At 52.3% G+C, this 3,632-nt stretch carries 4 protein-coding genes and 4 tRNA genes; all 8 read right to left on the bottom strand.

From position 1 onward, the window contains the following. A partial coding sequence (locus BCA33_RS19945; protein WP_254774491.1) for a GTP-binding protein occupies nucleotides 1-230 on the bottom strand: 230 nt, incomplete at its 3' end. A 51-nt stretch (nucleotides 231-281) separates the two neighbouring features. Next, a tRNA-Thr gene (locus BCA33_RS15805) sits at nucleotides 282-357 on the bottom strand. A 14-nt stretch (nucleotides 358-371) separates the two neighbouring features. After that, nucleotides 372-446: transfer RNA gene (locus tag BCA33_RS15800), tRNA-Gly, on the bottom strand. An 11-nt stretch (nucleotides 447-457) separates the two neighbouring features. Beyond that, nucleotides 458-541 (bottom strand) — tRNA-Tyr (locus tag BCA33_RS15795). A 40-nt stretch (nucleotides 542-581) separates the two neighbouring features. Beyond that, nucleotides 582-657, bottom strand: a tRNA-Thr gene (locus BCA33_RS15790). Between the two features lie 31 nt (nucleotides 658-688). Next, complete coding sequence (locus tag BCA33_RS22140; RefSeq protein ID WP_254774490.1) at nucleotides 689-1,084, bottom strand: hypothetical protein; 396 nt, start codon at nucleotides 1,082-1,084, stop codon at nucleotides 689-691. Nucleotides 1,085-1,347: 263 nt separating this feature from the next. Continuing rightward, complete coding sequence (locus tag BCA33_RS15780) at nucleotides 1,348-2,082, bottom strand: type III pantothenate kinase (protein WP_071267352.1); 735 nt, start codon at nucleotides 2,080-2,082, stop codon at nucleotides 1,348-1,350. Beyond that, the gene (locus BCA33_RS15775; protein WP_071267350.1) at nucleotides 2,079-3,050 is read right to left on the bottom strand and encodes a biotin--[acetyl-CoA-carboxylase] ligase; all 972 of its coding nucleotides are present in this window, start codon (nucleotides 3,048-3,050) and stop codon (nucleotides 2,079-2,081) included. Before BCA33_RS15775 ends, BCA33_RS15780 begins: the two co-directional genes overlap by 4 nt. Between the last annotated feature and the right edge of the window lie 582 nt (nucleotides 3,051-3,632).

Genomic DNA, 3,632 nt, shown 5'->3' with positions numbered 1-3,632 from the left:
TGGCGTGCCGGTGAATCATACTCAACGTGGGAGGTCGCGATGGTAATACCACGCGCACGCTCTTCCGGTGCGTTATCGATCTGATCGAATGCACTCGCAGAACCCGTACCCCAAACTTCGTGACATACACGGGTCAGAGCAGCGGTCAGAGTCGTCTTACCATGGTCTACGTGACCAATAGTGCCCACGTTCAGGTGCGGCTTTTTACGTTCAAACTTAGACTTAGACATTCGACCAATCTCCCTAATCAACCTAGATCGTAACGTTGACCGGATAAATAGTGGAGCTCATGACCGGAGTTGAACCGGTGACCTCATCCTTACCAAGGATGTGCTCTACCGACTGAGCTACATGAGCATTACAAATAAAATTGGAGCGGGCAGCGGGAATCGAACCCGCGTCATCAGCTTGGAAGGCTGAGGTAATAGCCACTATACGATGCCCGCGAGCAATTAAGTGGTGGAGGGGGCAGGATTCGAACCTGCGAAGCTTTCGCGTCAGATTTACAGTCTGATCCCTTTGGCCACTCGGGAACCCCTCCGAGTCAGGCACACTTACACGCACCTGTTACAACAAAAAAGTGGAGCTGGCGGACGGAATCGAACCCCCGACCTGCTGATTACAAGTCAGCTGCTCTACCAACTGAGCTACGCCAGCTCACAATCGCCTCTTCAGCGAGGGCGGTATACTACGGATTTTTTTCTGGCGTTGCAACACCTTCACAGGCCTTGATTTCGATGAAATCGAAATTAACGCCATAATCCTCTTCGACCGCCTGAATCTGTTCTTCAACAAATTCCGAGCTCACTTCAAAAGACAGCGCGTAGCTTATCTGATTTCGGGGGAAGTTGGCCAGTATTGCATTGAGATTCTGATGTTTTTTTTCTTCCAGCACAGAAATTGCTGCGTTACGGGATTCGAAAAGCCCTAAAGAGATAGCGTTTTTATTTTCACCGCCTGTCACCAGATACGAATCTATCCCTTGGCCCTGCATATCCTGAAACTGTTCCAGGGCTGCACCGGGGGGCTGAGGCGGAATGATTACCCAATGCAATGACGGTAGTGGTCGATCAACCTTTTCCACTGATAGATCAGAAGCTTGGACAAACAACCGATTCTCCGCTAGAGCCCTGGCTGCTTCAAGGGACTCAATCCAACCTATCCTTACACACGCAAGCTCTCCGGACAGAGACTGTGCCGAACTGGCGGGCTCAACTTGAACTTTAAGGCTCGCCACTCGCGGAAGGCTTCCATATGCTGCAGGCGCAGGCGGCACCCCGACCTTTACCGAGCCGCCCAACTGCCAGACGCCAACATTTAACACAACCAACGCAAGCGCGAACCATCTCATTCTGCATGAGCCTTCGCGTCTATAGCTGCCAGCCCCTCCAATACCAGTGACGGACGGCACACTGCAGCCAACCCAAGATGGAGCAATCTCTCGGCATCTCCGCCCGTCGCCAAAATATCATTGATACCTAACACCTCTGAATCCCGATGAATCCTATCGATTAGTCCACTGGATAACCAAGCAAAGCCATGATTAACACACTCACTCGTACTCAAGCCCGGGCTCATGCCGGCCACCTGCTGAGGATTAAAGTTTATGCGTGCCGCATCTACCTGCAGGCTACGCCGCATCATATTTAGTCCCGGCAGGATATACCCACCGAGATGACGCCCTCCAGAATCGACATAGTCCACGGTTATCGCGCTGCCAGCATCCACCAGTATAAAGCCCTGCCTATGCTCCAGCCACGCGCCATACATGGCATGCCATCGATCTGCTCCCATTTGACGGAATTCATGGTACGCATTCGTAAGCCCATCTCGGTGCGCTTCTGCCCAATAACAGGTAGCCGGAGCGCTGACTCGACTAGACAGGTGTTGCAAAAGGTGCAGCCTCCTTTCTTCGGATGCCACCGTAGATACTGCCACTCTCGAAATATCGGCATCCACGACGGATAAGCCCGGCACGGGGTCAGCATCTTCGATTACCCCGAAGCCCTGATCCACAATCCGCCCTGATTCATCAAGACACCATTTTAATCGAGAGTTGCCAGCATCAATCAACAACCTCATGACGCCACCCGCAAGCTGATCTCCCCGGCACGTATGGGAACAACATCACCCTCCGGCGTGCGAAGCAAGTAGTTGCCGTTGCCGTCAATACCACACCCCACGCCCTTAATCTCCCCACCCCTGGCCTGAACCAGGCAATTATGGTGGATATCGCGTTTCTGCCAAGAGTCACGAAAGCCACTAAACCCCTCACGGGAAAACAGTTCCGCAGCACCGGATACTGCGCCAATAATTGCCGCTGCAATCTGATTCCTGGACCACTCGATATCGGGACAGGCGCCCGCAAGACTGCTCCAGGGCTGATCTACATCATCTGCCTTCGACATATGAACATTAATTCCGATGCCAGCAATTACTTGCACCACACCTTCTTGCAATTCGCCTTGCAACTCCACAAGGATGCCCCCCAGCTTGCCTGAAGGAAGAAATATGTCATTTGGCCACTTCAAACCAACATCCGGAGCACCCAACGCTTCCAGCGCCTCCGCAACCGCAACCCCCAACACCAAGCTCAGCCCATCCAGAACTGAAAACCCACCATGGAAGATGAGCCCCATGCTGAGATAGAGATTTTCTCCCCGTGGGCTGCGCCAGATCCGCCCTCTGCGGCCACGCCCGGCCGTCTGACTGTCGGCGATGGTTATTGGGATTTTTTTGTCGCAGCCTTCCGCAATTTGCCTGAAAACCTCAGCATTGGTGGAGTCCACTTCCTCTAACACCCTCAGATCTACTTGGGCGAGCAAATCATCCTTAAGCTGATTCGTTATCAAGACCGGGTCCAGAAAATCGACCCGAGATGTCAATTGATAACCGCGACCACGAATCGTGGCTACTTCAAAACCCTCATCCATTATTCGCCTGACCTGCTTCCAGATTGCAGTGCGGCTCACGCCCAATTGACGGGCAAGGGATTCACCAGAGTGAACCTTTCCATCACTGAGCAGGGTAACAAGTGCTTTGAGTTTCATCAGTCATTATCCAGCCGAAAGATTTGGTATCGGCGGATTAAACACTAGGAGAGCGCAAAAAACAAAGTTGGCGGCCTGAACATTTTAGGTCTGCCCGACACCTGCAACTGGTCGCAATCTTGAAACGAACATGATCAAACCGCACGACGTTCGGGAGCCCTAGCTCCAAAACACCCCTACTAAAGGGCTCACCATCCTCAACAAAGCCTGAGTCGATAGTTCGCATACAGGGGGGCAGACCTCAAACCCAAAGCGCTCCTGACTACCATCAAAACCATCCAGCCGCCGGACTTATTTATGCTCTCGCCTCCGCCAGGTATATGCCAGTTTTGACAGACTCTCCTAACAGCACCTCATAGCTGATCAAGATCATCACGCACCACATACCAATGCAGATAGGCAATCACCGGGAAGTATAAGGAGCAGTGCTCCCAATCCACTCCAGGTTAAATTTGAGGCAAAAAAAAGCCCCGGTAGCATAAGCTATCGGGGCTTTCGTAATTAAGAGTCTGACGATGACCTACTCTCACATGGGCAAATGCCACACTACCATCGGCGCTGGCCTGTTTCACTTCTGAGTTC

It is taken from the genome of Marinobacter sp. AC-23 (assembly GCF_001858325.1).
Taxonomy (GTDB): Bacteria; Pseudomonadota; Gammaproteobacteria; order Pseudomonadales; family Oleiphilaceae; genus Marinobacter.
The sequence above is the reverse complement of the archived record's forward strand: the minus strand, read 5'-3'. Positions and strand labels throughout refer to the sequence as shown.

Excerpts from the sequence above, each read along its gene's own strand:
- BCA33_RS15780 (WP_071267352.1), bottom strand. The coding sequence starts at position 2,082 with ATGAGGTTGTTGATTGATGCTGGCAACTCTCGATTAAAATGGTGTCTT.
- BCA33_RS15775 (WP_071267350.1), bottom strand. The coding sequence starts at position 3,050 with ATGAAACTCAAAGCACTTGTTACCCTGCTCAGTGATGGAAAGGTTCAC.